Origin of the sequence: Methylobacterium sp. EM32 (genome assembly GCF_040593685.1) — a bacterium.
Taxonomy (GTDB): Bacteria; Pseudomonadota; Alphaproteobacteria; order Rhizobiales; family Beijerinckiaceae; genus Methylobacterium.
Genome location: NZ_JBEXZS010000030.1, coordinates 1 through 16,431 on the forward strand (window position 1 = coordinate 1; position 16,431 = coordinate 16,431).

Sequence of the window (16,431 nt, forward strand, 5' to 3'; positions counted from 1 at the left end):
CGCACCCCCTTGCCCCCGGCCGCCCAGAGCACCCGGGCCGTCGCGTGAGGCTCCTCGTCGCGACCGATGCCTGGCATCCCCAGGTCAACGGCGTCGTCCGCTCCCTCGAGCACATGGTCGCGGCGGGGCGCCGGCGCGGCCACGACCCGGTGATGCTGACGCCGCTGGACTTCGCCAGCGTGCCGCTGCCGGGCTATGCCGAGATCCGGCTCTCGCTCGTCACCGCCCGCGGTGTCGCTTCCCGCTTTCCCGCCCTGGCGCCGAGCCACGTCCACATCGCCACCGAGGGGCCGATCGGACTCGCCACACGCCGGGTCTGCCTGGCGCAGGGGCGCCCCTTCACCACCAGCTACCACACCCGCTTCCCCGAATACCTCGCCGCCCGCCTGCCGGTGCCGGAACGCTGGAGCTACGCCTGGCTGCGCCGCTTCCACGGCGCCGCGAGCGGCACGATGGTGAGCACGCCCTCGCTGGAGCGCGACCTCGCCGGGCGCGGCTTCACCCGGCTGATGCGCTGGAGCCGCGGCGTCGACACCACCCTTTTCCGCCCCCGCGACGGCGAGGCCCCGCCGGCCGCGCTCGCCGGGCTGCCGCGGCCGTTCTTCCTGTTCGTCGGGCGGCTGGCGGTGGAGAAGAACGTCGAGGCGTTCCTGCGCCTCGACCTGCCCGGCACCAAGATCGTCGTCGGCGACGGGCCGGACCGGGCGCGGCTCGCCGGGCTCGATCCCGGCGCGCGCTTCCTCGGCACCCTCACCGGCGAGGCTCTGGCCCGGGTCTATTCGGCGTCCGACGTCTTCGTCTTCCCGAGCCTCACCGACACCTTCGGCATCGTGCTGCTGGAGGCGCTGGCGAGCGGCCTGGCCGTCGCGGCCTATCCGGTGACCGGGCCGCTCGACGTGGTCGGTGGCACCGATGTCGGGATCCTCGACCACGACCTCGGCGCGGCGGCCCGCGCCGCGCTCGCGATCCCGCGGGATGCCTGCCGGGCGGAGGCCCTGCGCTACACCTGGGAGGCGAGCGCCGACCAGTTCTACGGCAATATCGAGGCCGCCCATGCGGAGGGGGCGCCGGCGCGGCGCGGGCGGCCCGGCGTGGTGCGGGCCCTGCCGGGCGAGGCGCCGTTGCCGCGAGTGGGCGAGGGGTAGCGACAGCCAGGGAGAAGGCAGGCGGCATGCCTCACAAGGCCAGCTTGGGATGGCCACGTCCCCGGCATGCTCGTCCGTTTCATTCGACCTTCAGCGCGAGGCTCTGCTGGGGCTCAGGCGCCAGGCGATGGTGCAGCATCCGCAGGCCCAACAGAAGGCCGAACGCCACGATCGAGATCGTCAGGGCCAGCCACAGGGCGGCATGGGGACCCGCCCTCGTCACGAGGGCGGCGAACACGGGCGGCGCGGCCGCGAAGGAGAGGTTGAGCGGCACCGCCAGACGTGCCGAGGCGCGGGCATAGGCGCCGGTGGGAAAGATCTGCAGCGGAAGCGTGGCGCGGGTGACGGCGCCGATGCCGCTGGCGGCGCCGTAGAGCGTGGCGAACAGCATGGCCCCGGCAAAGCTGCTGGTCAGCAGCAGCACGACGAAGCTCAGCGGAAACAACGCGTAGGCAGCGAGGCCGAGGGCGAAGCCCGACCAGTGCCGGCCACCGAGGACGTCGACCATGCGTCCCGCCCATTGGGCGATGCCGATGAAGGACGCCGCGGCCAGCGCGCCGGCATGGTCGAGACCCGCCGCCTCGAACAGGATGATGAAGGTGAGGGCGAAGCCCCAGGTGAAGAAGCCGTTCGCCGCGAAGCTCAGGGCGAGAAGGGTGAAGCGCGCCCGGTCGAGGCCGACGGGCTCTGCGGCTCCCGGGCCGGATCGCTGTCCGGGCCGCCGCGCGAGCGTCACCCAGTGCAGCGGCACGCAGACGAGCAGCATCAGGACGCCGTAGGACAACGTCGTCGCGCGCCAGCCCCACTGGGCCTGCAGGAGACCCGAGAGCGGCCAGACGATCGTCGAGGTCAGCCCGCCGGCCAGGACCAGGATGCCGAGCGCCCGGCGCGCCGCGCCGCCGGCGATCTCGGTCACGGCGATCTGCGCCGGGGTGGTCAGCATCCCGGCGCCCGCCAGCCCGACGACGACCCACGCCACGAAGTAGAGCGCCGGTCCATCGGCCGAACCCAGGATCAGCAGGCCGGCCGCGCCCAGGGCCGATCCGGCGATCATGACCGGGCGTGCGCCGTAGCGCTCGAAGACGCCGCTCAGCGGCCATGTCACGGCGGCCATGACGACGAGCATGACCGTCGGCCCGGCCATCACGAGGGGAAGGGTCAGGCCCAGCTCGCCGGCCATGGCCGGTCCCGTGACCGCGGGCAGCCAGAAGGTCGCGCCCCACCCGATGATCTGCGTCAGGGAGAGGGCAGCGACGGCACGGGCCGTCGGCGAGGGGATGAGCATTTTCGAGCGATGGTCGGGTAGCGGGCGGCCGGCATGATGCGGCGCGGCGGTTCGACGGTCCAGGTCGAATCGAGAAGCGAGCCCGGGGGGCTGTCGCGGCGCCTCACGCGAACAGATCGACGACTTCGAACCCCCTCCCCGCCAGCCGCTCGCTCAGGACCCGCCGGTGGCACCGCTCGGGGTCGCGCTCGAAGCAGAGCAGGCAGGTCGGCCCGGCGGTCGCCAACGCCGCGAGCTCATCCAGGGCGGCCTCGCCCGAGGCCGTGTCCAGCACCTCGTCGCAGTAGATCCGCCGCATCAGCGCCGCGTCATGGGCGCGCGCCGCCTCGCGGCCGGCCTTCGGCGTGCCGAGGCTGCGCAGATGCGCGTACCCGATTCCCGCCCCGGTCAGGCCTGAGGCCAGCGCGCTCTTCGAGAAGCCCCGCTTGCGCGAGGCCGCCACCGCCCGCACATCGGCCAGGGTCGCCACGCCGGCATCGCGCAAGGCGGCGGTGAAGCGCTCCGAATCGGCGCCTTCGTACCCGATGGTAAACAGAACCTTGGCCATTCCTCGCCCCGGCAAACCTCAATTTCGACCGGGGCTTATGCCCGATGGACGAGGCTCGGGCGAGCCGTGCGCCGGCCCTACGTGGCTTTTGCGTCACGCGTTTCGGAATTCCGTTCAGATCCCGTCAAGCTTCCATTAACCCGCCCCACCGCATCGAATAGCCATAGTGTTCCGCGTGAAGTCAGGCCGCGCCCCGATGCCGATGGAGTCGACGATCCCCCCCGCCCCGTGGTCCTCCGTGCTGTCGCGCAGCGTCCTGTGGGGCAAGCGCGCCGTCGCGGCGGCGAGCCTCGCCGCGCTGGCGGCCTGCGCCGGCGGCGGCGCCGATTTCTACCCGACCAAGGGCGACGTGAAGCCCCATCCGGGGGTCGCCAAGGCGAAGAACCACCCGATCCAGGGCATCGACGTCTCGAAGTGGCAGGGGCCGATCGACTGGACCTCGGTCAAGGGCGCCGGCACCCAGTTCGCCTACATCAAGGCGACCGAGGGCGGCGACCACGTCGACGACCGCTTCCGCGAGAACTGGGACGGCGCCGGCCGGGCCGGCGTGCCGCGCGGCGCCTACCATTTCGTGTTCTGGTGCCGCTCGGCCAAGGACCAGATGGACTGGTTCAAGCGCAACGTCCCCAACGACCCGACCGCCCTGCCCCCGGTCCTCGACGTCGAGTGGAACGGCCACTCGCAGCTCTGCCCGAAGAAGCTGCCGAAGGCCCAGGCCCTCGCGATGACCGAGTACATGCTCCGCGAGATGGAGGCCTATACCGGCAAGCGGCCGATCATCTACACCGACATCACCTTCCACAAGGACGTGCTGGAGGGCGAGCTGCCGGATTACCCGCACTGGGTCCGGTCCACCGCGGCCGAGCCGGAGCAGCGCTACGCCAACCGCGACTGGATGCTGTGGCAGTTCACCTCGACCGGCCGGGTGCCGGGCGTGCGCGGCGACGTCGACCGCAACGCCTTCTACGGCACCAAGGCCGAGTGGGCCTCGTTCCTGGCGACCGATTGCGACCCGCGCCATCACCGCCGGCTCTCGGAGGCGGGGCTCTGCACGGACAAGTGACGGCCACGCGGTAGCGAAGACGAAGAAGCCCGGTCCGCGACGAGCAGCCGGGCTTCTTCTTGGATCATCGCTGATTTCCCGCAAGCGGACCTGCTGCCCTCAGTATCATCCCGGGGCTCGCTGCAAGCGAGAACCCGGGATCCATAACCGCCGACGTCCAGGAATGAGGCGGATTGTGCTCCGCATTATACTGAGCTGACGGCGGTTATTGATCCCGGGTTCCGCTGCGCGGCCCCGGGATGACGTGGAGGGTGGCAGGTCCGGGAGCTGTTCGACGAAGAGCAGCCTGGCGAACAGCCCCCCGGTCAGCCGTTGCGGAAGGTGTAGCTGTAGCCGTTCAGCGCCGGCGCGCCGCCGAGATGGGCGTAGAGCACCTTCGAGCCCTTGGGGAAGAAGCCCTTCTGGACGAGGTCGATCATGCCCTGCATCGACTTGCCCTCGTAGACCGGGTCGGTGATCATCGCCTCGAGCCGGGCCGAGAGGCGGATCGCCTCGACCGTCTCCTTAGAGGGTACGCCGTAGACCGGGTAGGCGTACTCCTCCTTGATCACCACGTCGTCCTCGGTGATCTCACCGGCGCCGACGAGGGCGGAGGTGTTGCGGGCGATCTCGAGCACCTGCGCCCGGGTCTGCGCCGGGGTGCAGGAGGCATCGATGCCGATGACGTTGCGGGCGCGGCCGTCGGGCTTGAAGCCGACCAGCATGCCCGCATGGGTCGAGCCGGTGACGGTGCATACCACAATGTAGTCGAAGTGGAGGCCCATCTCGGCCTCCTGCTTGCGTACTTCCTCGGCGAAGCCGACATAGCCGAGTCCGCCGAACTTGTGCACCGAGGCGCCGGCCGGGATCGCGTAGGGCTTGCCGCCCTTCGCCTTCACGTCCTCGATCGCCTGCTTCCAGCTGTCGCGGATGCCGATGTCGAAGCCGTCGTCGACGAGCTGCGACTCGGCGCCCATGATCCGCGTCAGCATGATGTTGCCGACCCGGTCGTAGACCGCGTCCTCGTGCGGCACCCAGGCTTCCTGGATCACCCGGCACTTCATGCCGATCTTGGCAGCCACCGCCGCCACCATGCGGGTGTGGTTCGACTGCACGCCGCCGATCGACACCAGGGTGTCGGCGCCCGAGGCGATCGCGTCCGGCACGATGTATTCGAGCTTGCGCAGCTTGTTGCCGCCATAGGCCAGACCCGAATTGCAGTCCTCGCGCTTGGCGTAGATCTGCACGTCGCCGCCGAGATGGGCGGTCAGGCGCGGCAGGTGCTCGATCGGGGTCGGGCCGAAGGTCAGGGGGTAGCGCTCGAACTGCGACAGCATCGATTGGGTCATCGCCGGGGTCCTGTGTGGAAGCCGGGATCGTTGTAGCAGGCCCCCGGCGGAAGGTGCTCTCGAAGTTAGGCGATCTTTGACGCCGGCTGGCGCCGCTGCCGGCGCGATATGCTACAGCCTTCCATGAATACGCTCTCCCACGGAAGGATCTTTCATGCCCGATGGGCTCGACCGCATCGACCTGAAAATTCTCCGTCTGCTGCAAGAGGATGGCCGCATCGGCAACGCCGAGCTGGCCAAGCGCGTCAACACCAGCCCGGCGACCTGCCACCGCCGCACCCAGCGCCTGTTCGACGAAGGGTACCTGCGCGGCGTGCGCGCCGTGGTCGCCCCCGAGCGGGTCGGGCGCGGCTCGCTGGTCCTCGTTGGCGTGGTGCTCGACCGCTCGACGCCCGAGGCCTTCTCCGCCTTCGAGGCCGCGGCCCTCGCGATGCCGACCCTCCTCGACTGCCACCTTGTCGCCGGCGACTTCGACTACTTCCTCAAGATCCGGGTCTCGGACATGGCCGACTTCAACCGGATGCACAGCGAGATCCTGATCGCCCTGCCCGGGGTGCGCCAGACCCGGACCTTCTTCGTCATGAAGGAGGTGATCGACAACGCCCCGCTCAGCTTGTGACATCCTGCCTGACCGATCGGTCGATCGTATCCCACTCACGCCCTCATCCTGAGGTGTCAGTCGATTGCAAATCGACTGACCTCGAAGGAGGCTTCCAGATATCGCCGCGGGTTCTGGAGCCCTCCTTCGAGGCTCGGCGATTCTCGATCGCCTCGCACCTCAGGATGAGGTCGCGGGTGGGATGGGCGTGTGTGTCGTGATGCAACCCTGTCGGTCACACAGAGGATGAGAGCGGGCGACCGACGAGGGTATACCCGTGGAGCCGCCCCGGTCCGCCTACCCGGCCCGCTGCTGCGCCACGAGCGCCTCCGCCGCCTGGACGAGCGCGTGCCCGACGCCGTCCGGCCCGCCGCCATGGGTCTGGCTGATCGCGTAGGCCCCTTCCACGAGCAGGAGCAGGCCGTCGGCAAGTTGGCCTGGATCCCTCGCCCGCAGCGCCCCGGCGAGGCGCCGGAACCGCTCCCGCAAAGCCGTCTTCGTGTCCCGCGCGATCTGCCGGCCGGGATGGTCCGGATCGGCGAACTCGGCGCAGAAGTTGATGAAGGGGCAGCCCCGGTATCCCTCCTGCGTCGTCCGCTCGACCAGGGAGGCCATGATCGCGCGGAGCCGCTCGTCCGGGTCGTCGTAGCGGTCGAACGTCGCGTCCCAGCGTTCGAGAAACTGCCGCGACCGCTCCTCGAGATAGGCGAGGACGAGATCGTCCTTCGACGGGAAGCTGCGGTAGAGGCTGATCTTGGTGACGCCGGCCTCCTTGACGATCGCCTCGACGCCGACCGACCGGATCCCGTCGCGGTAGAACCGCTCGGCCGCGACCGCGAAGATCCTGTCGCGCGCCCGTGGCGACCCCTTCGATGCTTGGTCCATCGTGGTTCCTCGATTGACATGTGACCGACCGGTTCGTACCACATTGGGGCCTGGATCTGCCAGTGCGGCAGGTCCCTCCGGCTCAGGTCACGGTGTCGCGTGTCGCCGCACCGGCGCGGCATCCGTCCCAGGACCAAAAGCATCCTCTCCGCATGGGGATCATGAGATGAAGCATTTCATCGTCGAAGCGACCTATCTCGTTCCGTTCGAGGTCGTTTCTCCTCTGATACCGAGTCATCGGGACTTCCTGAAGGACGGATACGATCGCGGCTATTTCTTGTGTTCGGGGCCGAAGGAGCCGCCGGTCGGCGGGTTCCTGGTCGCACGGGCCGAGAGCCGCGAGGACCTTGAAACGCTGTTCGAGGCCGAGCCGTTTCGCCGGGCCGGCGTCGCCCGCTTCACCTTCACGGAGTTCCGGCCGGTGATGCGGCAGGAATGGTGCGAGCCCTGGTTCACGGGTGAGCCGGCGTGATGCGGCCCTTCTCCGTGATCCTGGCCGAGGCGGCGTCGCGCAAGGGCGGCCTCGCGGCCCTGGAGGCGATGCTCGGCGAGACGCCGGTCCTCCCGCGCGACCGGATCGCCGCTTTGCCCGATCACCGCATCCTGGCCGCGATGACGTGGCGCGTCTTCAGCGCCGGCTTCTCCCCGCAAGTGATCGACGCGAAATGGCCGGCCTTCGAGAGCGCTTTTCGGGCGTTCGATCCGCCGGACTGCGCGGCGCTGACCGACGAGGAGATCGACGCCCTGGCCGCCGATCGGGGGATCGTCCGCAACCGGGCCAAGATCGACGCGGTGCGCGTCAACGCGGCCCTCCTCCTGGCGCTGGCGCGCGAGCACGGCTCGGCCGCCCGATTCCTAGCGGAATGGCCCGAGGACGACCTCGTCAGCCTGCTGCGCGTGCTGCGGGAGCGCGGCCGCCATCTCGGCGGCGATTCGGGCATGCGCGTCCTGCGGGCGATCGGCAAGCCGGCCTTCGTCACCACCAGGGACGTCGTCGCGGCGTTGATCCGGGAAGGCGTCGTCGCGCGTGCGCCGAGCACTGCGCGCGATCTGGCGCTGGTCCAGCGCGCCTTCAATCTGTGGTCCGCCGAATCGGGGCGCAATCTCACGGAGATCAGCCGTATCCTGGCGCTGAGCGTTCCGTCCTGAGCTAGCATTGAAGGCGGAGCCGGCGCCGCGGTTGCTCCTGTACGCAGTTTGTTCTAGTCGTGAGGGCAGACTTGGCTCGGGCGCCCCCGCGCCCCATCTGGTCACCATCACGGTCGATGGGCTCCCCGAACGTCACGGGCTCCCGGCCGATCCCGGTCCCATCAAGCCTGGCCGTGTCGAATCCGGCCCGGAGCCCCTCTGCATGGCCTCTCTCGACAAGCTCTTCGACCGTTCCGCGGAGGGCCGCGTGATCGCGGTGCGGGGCGCCCGCGAGCACAACCTGAAGAACGTCGACCTGACGATCCCCCGCGACAAGCTCGTGGTGTTCACCGGGTTGTCGGGCTCGGGCAAGTCGTCGCTCGCCTTCGACACCATCTACGCCGAGGGGCAGCGCCGCTACGTCGAGTCGCTCTCGGCCTATGCGCGTCAGTTCCTCGAAATGATGGCGAAGCCCGACGTCGACCAGATCGACGGGCTGTCGCCGGCGATCTCGATCGAGCAGAAGACCACCTCGAAGAACCCGCGCTCGACGGTCGGTACCGTCACGGAGATCTACGACTACATGCGCCTCCTGTGGGCGCGGGTCGGCATCCCGTATTCGCCGGCGACCGGCCTGCCGATCGAGAGCCAGACCGTCAGCCAGATGGTCGACCGGGTGCTGGCTCTCCCCGAGAAGACCCGGCTCTACCTGCTGGCCCCCGTCGTGCGCGGCCGCAAGGGCGAGTACCGCAAGGAGATCGCCGAGTTCCAGAAGAAGGGCTTTCAGCGCCTGCGCATCGACGGCGAGTACTACGCCATCGACGACGTGCCGAAGCTCGACAAGAAGCTGAAGCACGACATCGACGTGGTGGTGGACCGGATCGTGGTGCGGGCCGACATGGCCTCGCGGCTGGCCGATTCGTTCGAGACCGCGCTGGAGCTGGCGGACGGCATCGCGGTGGTGGCGTTCGCGGACACGCCCGAGGACGGTCCTGCCCCCGACCCCATCACCTTCTCGTCGCGCTTCGCCTGCCCGGTCTCCGGTTTCACGATTCCCGAGATCGAGCCGAGATTGTTCTCGTTCAACAACCCGTTCGGCGCCTGCCCGACCTGCGGCGGCATCGGCCACGAGATGCGGATCGACCCGACTTTGGTCATCGCCGACGAGGCCTTGAGCCTGTCGCGCGGCGCCGTCGCGCCCTGGGCGAAGTCCACTTCGCCCTATTACGGCCAGACCCTCGACGCGCTCGCGCGTCACTACCGCTTTCGCACCGACACGCCGTGGTGCAAGCTCACCGAGGCCGCCCGCCAGGTGGTGCTCTACGGCTCGGACGGCGACGAGATCCGCTTCGCCTACAATGACGGCTTGCGCGCCTACGAGGTCTCGAAGCCCTTCGAGGGCGTGATCCCGAACCTGGAGCGGCGCTACAAGGAGACCGACAGCGACGCCGCGCGCGAGGATATCGGCCGGTTCATGGCCGAGACGCCGTGCTCGGCCTGCGGCGGCAAAAGGCTGAAGCCCGAGGCGCTGGCGGTGAAGATCGCCGGCAGCGACGTCGGCGACGCCACGGTGCTCTCGGTGCGGGACGCGCATCGCTGGTTCGGCGACTTGCCCGAGCACCTGAGCCCGAAGCACAACGAGATCGCCGCCCGCATCCTGAAGGAGATCCGCGACCGGCTGACCTTCCTGGTCGATGTCGGCCTCGAATACCTCACGCTCGCCCGCGGCTCGGGCTCGCTGTCGGGCGGGGAGAGCCAGCGCATCCGGCTGGCCTCGCAGATCGGCTCGGGACTCACCGGCGTCCTCTACGTCCTCGACGAGCCCTCGATCGGCCTGCACCAGCGCGACAACGAGCGGTTGCTCGGCACGCTCAAGCGGCTGCGCGACCTCGGCAACTCGGTGATCGTGGTCGAGCACGACGAGGACGCGATCCTGCAGGCCGATTACGTCGTCGATGTCGGGCCCGGCGCCGGCATCCATGGCGGGCAGATCGTGGCGCAGGGAACGCCGCCGGAGCTGCTCGCGGACGAGAACTCGCTCACCGCGAAATACCTCACGGGCAAGCTCTCGGTGCGGGTGCCGAAGATGCGCCGAAAGGCCAAGCGCAACCCGGCCGCCAAGGTCGAGGCACCCGAGTCCCAGATGTTGCGCCTCGTCGGCGCGCGGGGCAACAACCTGAAGGATGTGACTGCGGCGATCCCGCTCGGCACCTTCACCTGTATCACCGGGGTCTCCGGCGGCGGCAAGTCGACGCTGGTCGTCGACACGCTTTACAAGGCGGTGGCGCGCAAGCTCAACGGGGCGCTGGAGCACCCCGCGCCCCACGACCGGATCGAGGGGCTGGAGCACCTCGACAAGGTCATCGACATCGACCAGTCGCCGATCGGCCGCACCCCGCGCTCGAACCCCGCCACCTATATCGGCGCCTTCACGCCGATCCGCGACTGGTTCGCTGGCCTGCCCGAGGCCAAGGCGAGAGGCTACCAGCCGGGCCGGTTTTCGTTCAACGTCAAGGGCGGCCGCTGCGAGGCCTGCTCGGGCGACGGCGTCATCAAGATCGAGATGCACTTCCTGCCCGACGTCTACGTCACCTGCGACGTCTGCAAGGGCAAGCGCTACGATCGCGAGACCCTGGAGGTGAAGTATCGCGAGCGCTCGATCGCCGACGTGCTCGACATGACGGTGGAGGAGGCGGCCGAGCTGTTCAAGGCGGTGCCGGCGATCCGCGAGAAGCTCGAGACCCTGGCCCGGGTCGGCCTCGGCTACGTCCGGGTCGGCCAGCAGGCCACGACCCTGTCGGGGGGCGAGGCACAGCGGGTCAAGCTCTCCAAGGAGCTGTCGAAGCGCGCCACCGGCCGCACCCTCTACATCCTCGACGAGCCGACCACCGGCCTGCACTTCCATGACGTCGCCAAGCTGATGGAGGTGCTGCACGAGCTCGTCGACCAGGGCAACAGCGTGGTGGTGATCGAGCACAACCTCGAGGTCATCAAGACCGCCGACTGGGTGATCGACATGGGCCCCGAGGGCGGCGACGGCGGCGGCACCATCGTGGCCGAGGGCACGCCGGAGGACATCGCGGCCTCGGAGGCGAGCCATACCGGCCGCTTCCTGCGCGAGGTCCTGGCCCGGCGCCCGGCCGGGGCAAAGCCGGCCCCGGCCGCGAAGGCGCCCCGGACCCGCAAGCCGGCGGCCCGCAAGCAGGCGGCCGAGTAGTTTGTCGCGCGAAAACACCCGCGAAGCGTGACCGCACGGGCGGAAAACCCGCCCGTGCACCGCAGCAAACCGGCGATTTCTCGCGATCGCGGACGCTGTTGTACCAAAGTACAAAATCAACGGCAGATGACGAAAATGCGTCATTTGCGCAACGCGCAGCGATCATCTGCTTCAATCCTGAGCAAAAGACTCGCCTTCCGGGCACGGCCGTCAGAACATCGCCCCGTTCAGACTGTGCCGGGCTGCTGCTTCCGGACATCGAAGGCCGTCTCCTTGGCCGTGCGACGCGCGCGGACGAGGGCGGCCGGCCGATGGACGTGGTCCAGCCGCCTCGAGAGTAACCCGAAGAGTCGTTTGGGAAGGAAAAGCTCATGGTCAAACATTGGCTGGCCGCGGGGGCGGCCGCCTTGTCGCTGACCGCGACGGCGGCGTCCGCGCAGACCACGACGGTGCCGGGCGAGCAGGTCGGCCTCGCGATCGGCGCGCCGCTGCCCGAGGGCGTCTACGCGATCGACACCTTCACCTATCGCAGCCCCGACGGCCCGAACGCGACCTCCACCGACACCGCGGTCAACGTCCCGGTCCTGGTCTGGTCGACGCCCTGGAAGGTTCTGGGCGCGCGCTTCGAGGCGGTGATCGCCCCGCCGACCGTCTTCACCTTCTCCCGAACTGCGGGCGGGCGCGACACCAGCGTCAATGTCGGCACCTTCCTCGGCGGCATCTTCGCCTGGGACCTCGGCAACAATGTCGGCGTCAGCTACCTGGCCGGCGTCTACCTGAACGAGCTGAATGCCGGACGCGGCGGCGGCCTGCCGATCCTGGCCTCCAACACCTACCGCCAGGGTTTCGGCATCAGCTATACCGGCGACGGCTGGAACGTCACCGCCAACCTCACCTACAATTTCTACGACGTGCCGGCCCGCTTCGGCGGCCGCAACGGCATCCCAGGCTTCTACGGCAGCCAGTTCCCGAGCGACGCCCTCAACCTCGACCTGACGGCGACCAAGAAGTTCGGCAAGTTCGAGATCGGCGCCATCGGCTACGGCACCACCAACCTGCCGAATCGCGGGCCCCTGCCCCTCGGCGCGCCCTGCGCCGGCAACTTCGCCACCTGCGGCACGGTCTCGCCCGGCGGCGGCGGCCGCTTCGCCCTCGGCGGCCTCGTCGGCTACGATTTCGGCAAGTTCACGGTCCAGGCCTGGGTCGCCCGCGACGTCGCCACCTCGGCCCGCCAGATCTCGCCGGTCACCGGCCTGGCGACCAACCGCGAGGCCTACTCGACCGAGGGCTGGTTCCGCGTCATCGCCCCGCTCTACACCGTCGCGGCGGCTCCTGCGCCGGAGCCGGTGCCCCTGGTGCGCAAATACTGACGGCGCCGCACCCGACAACCTTCCCCTCCCGCCCGGCTCCGCGAGCCGGGCGTTCTCGCGTGTGGGCGATGCCTGTCGGGCGCGGCTCGCGCGACCTATAACGGGAGCGAGCGGGCGGGGCCGAGACGGCCCCGCCGACGAGACGTGACACGGGGCGACCGACGCCCCGGCAGGAGGCCATCATGGCAGCGCCCGGCGACTGGAAGATCCCCTCCGCGGTGCAGCCCCGCCCGGCCGCCTATTCCTACGACCTCGACCAGACCCTCACCGCCGTCGTCGCCCTGTCCTCGCGGGTGCCGGACGGCGCCTACACCGCCGAGATCCTCGGCACCGAGCGGGCCGGCAACGGCGTCCTGATCGGCGAGGACGGGCTGGTGCTCACCATCGGCTACCTGATCACCGAGGCCGAGAGCGTCTGGCTCACCGCCCATGACGGGCGCACCGCGCCGGGCCACGTCGTCGGCTACGACGCCGCCACCGGCTTCGGCCTGGTGCAGGCGCTCGGCCGCCTCGACCTGCCGCATCTGCCGCTCGGCAGTGCCGACAGCTTGCGCATCGGCGACCGGCTGGTGATGGCCGGGGCCGGCGGCCGCTCGCGGGCCGTTGCCGCCGAGGTGGTCGCCCGGCAGGAATTCGCCGGCTACTGGGAATACCTCCTCGACGACGCGATCTTCACCGCGCCCTCGCACCCGCATTGGGGCGGCGCGGCCCTGATCGGCCCGGCGGGGGAGCTCACCGGCATCGGCTCGCTCCAACTCCAGCAGGGCGGCCGCGACAGCCGCCCCATCAACATGGCGGTGCCGATCGACCTCCTGAAGCCGATCCTCCACGACCTGACGACGCTCGGCCGGGTCTTCGGCCCGCCCCGCCCCTGGCTCGGCCTCTACGCCACCGAGATGGACGACCAGGTCGTGGTGATGGGCCTCTCGCCCCGCGCCCCGGCCGAGGCCGCCGACCTGCGCGCCGGCGACATCCTGATGGCGGTGGGCCAGACCGAGGTGAGCGACCTCGCGAGCTTCCTGCGCGCCGTCTGGGCGCTCGGCCCGGCGGGCGTCGCCGTGCCGCTCACCGTGCATCGCGACGGGCGGACCCTGAGCATTGCCGTCGCCTCGGCCGACCGGTCGACCTTCCTGGTGGCGCCGCGGCTGCATTGAGGCGGGGGCTGCGTCTCTGACGGGCGTCCTACCGGGTTGGCGTGCGTCAGGTTTGTCTCGAGGAAGGACGAGACGCGGTTTTTCTCCTCTCCTTGCTCCTACGCCAGTCTGGCCGAGGAATTCCCCTTTCAGGATCAAGCGCGGGATCCCCTCTCCCGAGTGGGAGAGGGGTAGGGGCGATCGAAGATCGCGCAGGGTGGCGCGCTTCAGTATAGATCTGAACCGTCACGCTGCCAGCACGACCGTCAGAGCCTTACACTGAAGCGTGTCACCCTCACCCCCGGCCCCTCTCCCACTCGGGAGAGGGGAGACGCGCTCGATCTTTATCTGACTGGATCAAGCAGAAATCGTATCACGCCGCCGCCAGAAGCCGCTCACGCGTCTTCCCGCAGCGCCTCGGCCACCCGGGCCTCCAGGATGTCCGGCCGGCGCAGGATCAGCGCGCCGCGGGTACGGTCGACGAGGCCTTCCTGGGCCATGACGGTGAATTCCCGCGTGACCTGCTCGCGGCGGCAGCCGATGCGGGCGGCGAGCACGTGGTGATAGGGCGGCGGGCTCACCGCCCGCTCGCCGTCGGTGCCGGGCCGGGGCGCGGAGAGGCGCAGAAGCTCGGCGTAGAGGCGGTGGCGCAGGTCGAGGACCGCGTGCTCCATCAGCCGGGCGTTGAGCATCCGCACCCGTTTGGCGAGCAGCCGCAGCAGCTTATCGGCGATCGGCGGCGCCGCGAACACGATCTCGCGGAAGACCGCCGCCGGCACCACGCAGAGCTCGCCCCGGGTGAGCGCCGTGACGTTGGCCGAGCGGCTGACCCCGTCGATGGCGGCGAGCTCGCCGAAGAACTCGCCGGCCCGCATCTCGCCCAGGATCACCTCCTTGCCCGACTGCGTCCGGTTGAGGATCCGCACCTCGCCGGAGGCCAGCAGGTAGACGTCGGTCGAGGCGTCGTCGAAATCGACGAGAATCTCGTTGGCGTCGAACCGGCGCCAGATGCACCGCGATTCGTACGAGATCAGGTCGATGCCCGCGTCCTTGAAGAAGGGAAACCCTGCGAGCCGACCCATCTGCTGCCCTCGACCCCGCGGATGCGGTGCTGTCCTTCGGCGTTCTTAGAGCATTTTCCGACGAAGTGGATACCGGTTCGTCGAAGAAAATGCGGCAAAACCAAAGACCTAGAACCCTTCACGATCGCATCGCGATCGTGAAGGGTTCTAGCCCGGCGCGGCTGCGCTCGCCAGGGCGCGGCCGCGCTTGCGCCCGGCCATGTGTCGATCGGCCCATGATTTTTTCGGGTTTTACGCCTTCACGATCGTCGCACCTGTGAGTCCATGCCGCGCCATGACGTTGCGGGTGTCGACGATCAGCCGGGCCTCTCGCGCCACCAGGGCGTAGTCGACGCCGTCATGGTCGGTGGCGACCAGCACGGCGTCGACCCCGCGCAGGGTCTCGGGCGTCAGGGGCTGCGAGCGCCGCCCGGCGAGGTCCGGATGCTCGCGGGTCGCCGGCAGGACCGGCACCAGGGGATCGTGGTAGAGCGCCGCCGCGCCCCGCGCCTCGATCAGCCGGATCAATTTCAGGGCCGGGCTCTCGCGGGTGTCCTCGACGTTTCGCTTGTAGGCGAGCCCGAGCACCAGGACCCGGGCGCCCGAGAAGGCGCGGCCGGTGCGGTCGACGGCCGCCGCCAGGCGCTCGACGACGTGGTAGGGCATCCGCGTGTTGACCTCGCCGGCCAGCTCCACGAAGCGCGCCGGCACGTCGAATTCCCGTGCCTTCCAGGCGAGGTAGAACGGGTCGATCGGGATGCAATGGCCGCCGAGGCCCGGCCCGGGCTGGAACGGCATGAAGCCGAAGGGCTTGGTGGCCGCCGCCTGGATCACCTCCCAGACGTCGATGCCCATCGCGTCGTAGACGAGCTTCAGCTCGTTCACGAGGGCGATGTTGACCGATCGGAAGATGTTCTCGGTGAGCTTCACCGCCTCGGCGGCCGCGGCCGAGGAGACCGGCACCGTGCGCACCACCAGCGCCCCGTAGAGCGCCTCCGCCAGGCCGCGCGCGGCGGCATCGTCTGCCCCCACCACCTTCGGGATGCGGGCGGTGTCGAACTCGCCGTTGCCCGGGTCCTCGCGCTCCGGCGAATAGGCGAGGAAGAAATCCTCTCCCGAGCGCAGGCCGCCGGCCTCCAGGATCGGCCGCATCACCTCGGCGGTGGTCCCCGGATAGGTGGTCGATTCGAGCACCACGAGCTGGCCCGGCCGGAGCGTCGCGGCGATGGCCCGGGCGGTGGCCTCGACGTAGGACAGATCGGGCTCGCGGTGGCGGGTGAGCGGCGTCGGCACGCAGATCAGCACCGCGTCGGGCTCGGCGAGCCGCGCCATGTCGCCGGTGGCCGCGAAGGTGCCGGCCGCGAGCGCGTCGCTCAAGGCCTCGCCCGGGATGTGGTGGAACGCCCCCTCGCCCCGGTTCAAGGCCGCGACCCGGCCCGGATCGACGTCGAAGCCGAGCACGGAGAAACCGGCCCGGAGCGCCGCGAGCGCCAGCGGCAGCCCGACATAGCCGAGGCCGACGATGCCGATCAGCGCCCGGCGCTCGTGAAGGAGCGTCCGCGTCCGCGCCTCGTTCGCGTTCATGTCCCGCCGCTCCCGCGCTCCTCAGGTGTGGTTCCCTTGAGCGTGGCGGTGGGCGACTGTCAAATCGGGTCGGAGAGCGATCCGGCG

The 16,431-nt window shown here is 69.8% G+C and carries 14 protein-coding genes; 8 read left to right on the plus strand and 6 right to left on the minus strand.

Annotated features, from left to right (window positions below; translation table 11 throughout):
• Positions 1 to 44 precede the first annotated feature (44 nt).
• Positions 45 to 1,145, plus strand: a complete 1,101-nt coding sequence (locus tag ABZT49_RS04725) for a glycosyltransferase family 1 protein (protein ID WP_355283796.1) — start codon at positions 45 to 47, stop codon at positions 1,143 to 1,145.
• 79 nt (positions 1,146 to 1,224) lie between these two features.
• Here ABZT49_RS04725 and ABZT49_RS04730 read toward each other — a convergent pair whose 3' ends face one another.
• Positions 1,225 to 2,430, minus strand: coding sequence for an MFS transporter (locus tag ABZT49_RS04730; protein WP_355283708.1), 1,206 nt, complete (start codon positions 2,428 to 2,430; stop codon positions 1,225 to 1,227).
• Positions 2,431 to 2,533: 103 nt separating this feature from the next.
• A complete protein-coding gene (locus ABZT49_RS04735; RefSeq protein WP_355283711.1) occupies positions 2,534 to 2,977 on the minus strand; it encodes a DUF488 domain-containing protein in 444 nt (147 codons plus the stop codon).
• A 202-nt stretch (positions 2,978 to 3,179) separates the two neighbouring features.
• Here ABZT49_RS04735 and ABZT49_RS04740 point away from each other — a divergent pair, with 202 nt between their 5' ends.
• Positions 3,180 to 4,040, plus strand: coding sequence for a GH25 family lysozyme (locus ABZT49_RS04740; protein ID WP_355283714.1), 861 nt, complete (start codon positions 3,180 to 3,182; stop codon positions 4,038 to 4,040).
• Between the two features lie 305 nt (positions 4,041 to 4,345).
• On the opposite strand, the gene ABZT49_RS04745 is transcribed toward ABZT49_RS04740, so the two are convergent.
• Positions 4,346 to 5,356: a 1-aminocyclopropane-1-carboxylate deaminase gene (locus ABZT49_RS04745; protein WP_355283799.1), complete on the minus strand. Its 1,011-nt coding sequence runs from the start codon at positions 5,354 to 5,356 to the stop codon at positions 4,346 to 4,348.
• A 166-nt stretch (positions 5,357 to 5,522) separates the two neighbouring features.
• Between ABZT49_RS04745 and ABZT49_RS04750 the strand changes: the two genes are divergently transcribed.
• On the plus strand, positions 5,523 to 5,987 hold the full coding sequence (locus ABZT49_RS04750) for an Lrp/AsnC ligand binding domain-containing protein (protein ID WP_355283717.1): 465 nt from the start codon (positions 5,523 to 5,525) through the stop codon (positions 5,985 to 5,987).
• A gap of 276 nt (positions 5,988 to 6,263) precedes the next feature.
• On the opposite strand, the gene ABZT49_RS04755 is transcribed toward ABZT49_RS04750, so the two are convergent.
• Positions 6,264 to 6,851: a TetR/AcrR family transcriptional regulator gene (locus tag ABZT49_RS04755; RefSeq protein ID WP_355283720.1), complete on the minus strand. Its 588-nt coding sequence runs from the start codon at positions 6,849 to 6,851 to the stop codon at positions 6,264 to 6,266.
• Between the two features lie 166 nt (positions 6,852 to 7,017).
• Between ABZT49_RS04755 and ABZT49_RS04760 the strand changes: the two genes are divergently transcribed.
• From ABZT49_RS04760 to ABZT49_RS04780, 5 genes are all read left to right on the plus strand, one after another.
• Positions 7,018 to 7,323 carry a YciI family protein gene (locus ABZT49_RS04760; protein WP_355283723.1) on the plus strand — a complete coding sequence of 102 codons (306 nt, stop codon included), beginning with the start codon at positions 7,018 to 7,020 and terminating at the stop codon, positions 7,321 to 7,323.
• Positions 7,323 to 8,000 carry a DNA-3-methyladenine glycosylase I gene (locus ABZT49_RS04765; RefSeq protein WP_355283727.1) on the plus strand — a complete coding sequence of 226 codons (678 nt, stop codon included), beginning with the start codon at positions 7,323 to 7,325 and terminating at the stop codon, positions 7,998 to 8,000. The genes ABZT49_RS04760 and ABZT49_RS04765 overlap by 1 nt, the downstream gene beginning before the upstream one ends.
• 202 nt (positions 8,001 to 8,202) lie before the next feature.
• Positions 8,203 to 11,196, plus strand: coding sequence for an excinuclease ABC subunit UvrA (gene uvrA, locus ABZT49_RS04770; RefSeq protein WP_355283730.1), 2,994 nt, complete (start codon positions 8,203 to 8,205; stop codon positions 11,194 to 11,196).
• Between the two features lie 371 nt (positions 11,197 to 11,567).
• A complete protein-coding gene (locus ABZT49_RS04775) occupies positions 11,568 to 12,566 on the plus strand; it encodes a transporter (protein ID WP_355283733.1) in 999 nt (332 codons plus the stop codon).
• A 182-nt stretch (positions 12,567 to 12,748) separates the two neighbouring features.
• Entirely contained in the window at positions 12,749 to 13,720 is a 972-nt protein-coding gene (locus tag ABZT49_RS04780) for a S1C family serine protease (RefSeq protein WP_355283735.1), read from the plus strand.
• 374 nt (positions 13,721 to 14,094) lie between these two features.
• Here ABZT49_RS04780 and ABZT49_RS04785 read toward each other — a convergent pair whose 3' ends face one another.
• Both ABZT49_RS04785 and ABZT49_RS04790 read right to left on the minus strand, forming a co-directional pair.
• Entirely contained in the window at positions 14,095 to 14,781 is a 687-nt protein-coding gene (locus ABZT49_RS04785; RefSeq protein WP_109972232.1) for a Crp/Fnr family transcriptional regulator, read from the minus strand.
• Between the two features lie 231 nt (positions 14,782 to 15,012).
• Positions 15,013 to 16,344, minus strand: coding sequence for a nucleotide sugar dehydrogenase (locus ABZT49_RS04790; protein WP_355283738.1), 1,332 nt, complete (start codon positions 16,342 to 16,344; stop codon positions 15,013 to 15,015).
• Positions 16,345 to 16,431: the final 87 nt, after the last annotated feature.

Coding starts and splice junctions, on each gene's coding strand:
- ABZT49_RS04730 (WP_355283708.1), bottom strand. CDS start 2,430: ATGCTCATCCCCTCGCCGACGGCCCGTGCCGTCGCTGCCCTCTCCCTG.
- ABZT49_RS04735 (WP_355283711.1), bottom strand. CDS start 2,977: ATGGCCAAGGTTCTGTTTACCATCGGGTACGAAGGCGCCGATTCGGAG.
- ABZT49_RS04740 (WP_355283714.1), top strand. CDS start 3,180: ATGGAGTCGACGATCCCCCCCGCCCCGTGGTCCTCCGTGCTGTCGCGC.
- ABZT49_RS04745 (WP_355283799.1), bottom strand. CDS start 5,356: ATGCTGTCGCAGTTCGAGCGCTACCCCCTGACCTTCGGCCCGACCCCG.
- ABZT49_RS04750 (WP_355283717.1), top strand. CDS start 5,523: ATGCCCGATGGGCTCGACCGCATCGACCTGAAAATTCTCCGTCTGCTG.
- ABZT49_RS04755 (WP_355283720.1), bottom strand. CDS start 6,851: ATGGACCAAGCATCGAAGGGGTCGCCACGGGCGCGCGACAGGATCTTC.
- ABZT49_RS04760 (WP_355283723.1), top strand. CDS start 7,018: ATGAAGCATTTCATCGTCGAAGCGACCTATCTCGTTCCGTTCGAGGTC.
- ABZT49_RS04765 (WP_355283727.1), top strand. CDS start 7,323: ATGCGGCCCTTCTCCGTGATCCTGGCCGAGGCGGCGTCGCGCAAGGGC.
- uvrA (WP_355283730.1), top strand. CDS start 8,203: ATGGCCTCTCTCGACAAGCTCTTCGACCGTTCCGCGGAGGGCCGCGTG.
- ABZT49_RS04775 (WP_355283733.1), top strand. CDS start 11,568: ATGGTCAAACATTGGCTGGCCGCGGGGGCGGCCGCCTTGTCGCTGACC.
- ABZT49_RS04780 (WP_355283735.1), top strand. CDS start 12,749: ATGGCAGCGCCCGGCGACTGGAAGATCCCCTCCGCGGTGCAGCCCCGC.
- ABZT49_RS04785 (WP_109972232.1), bottom strand. CDS start 14,781: ATGGGTCGGCTCGCAGGGTTTCCCTTCTTCAAGGACGCGGGCATCGAC.
- ABZT49_RS04790 (WP_355283738.1), bottom strand. CDS start 16,344: ATGAACGCGAACGAGGCGCGGACGCGGACGCTCCTTCACGAGCGCCGG.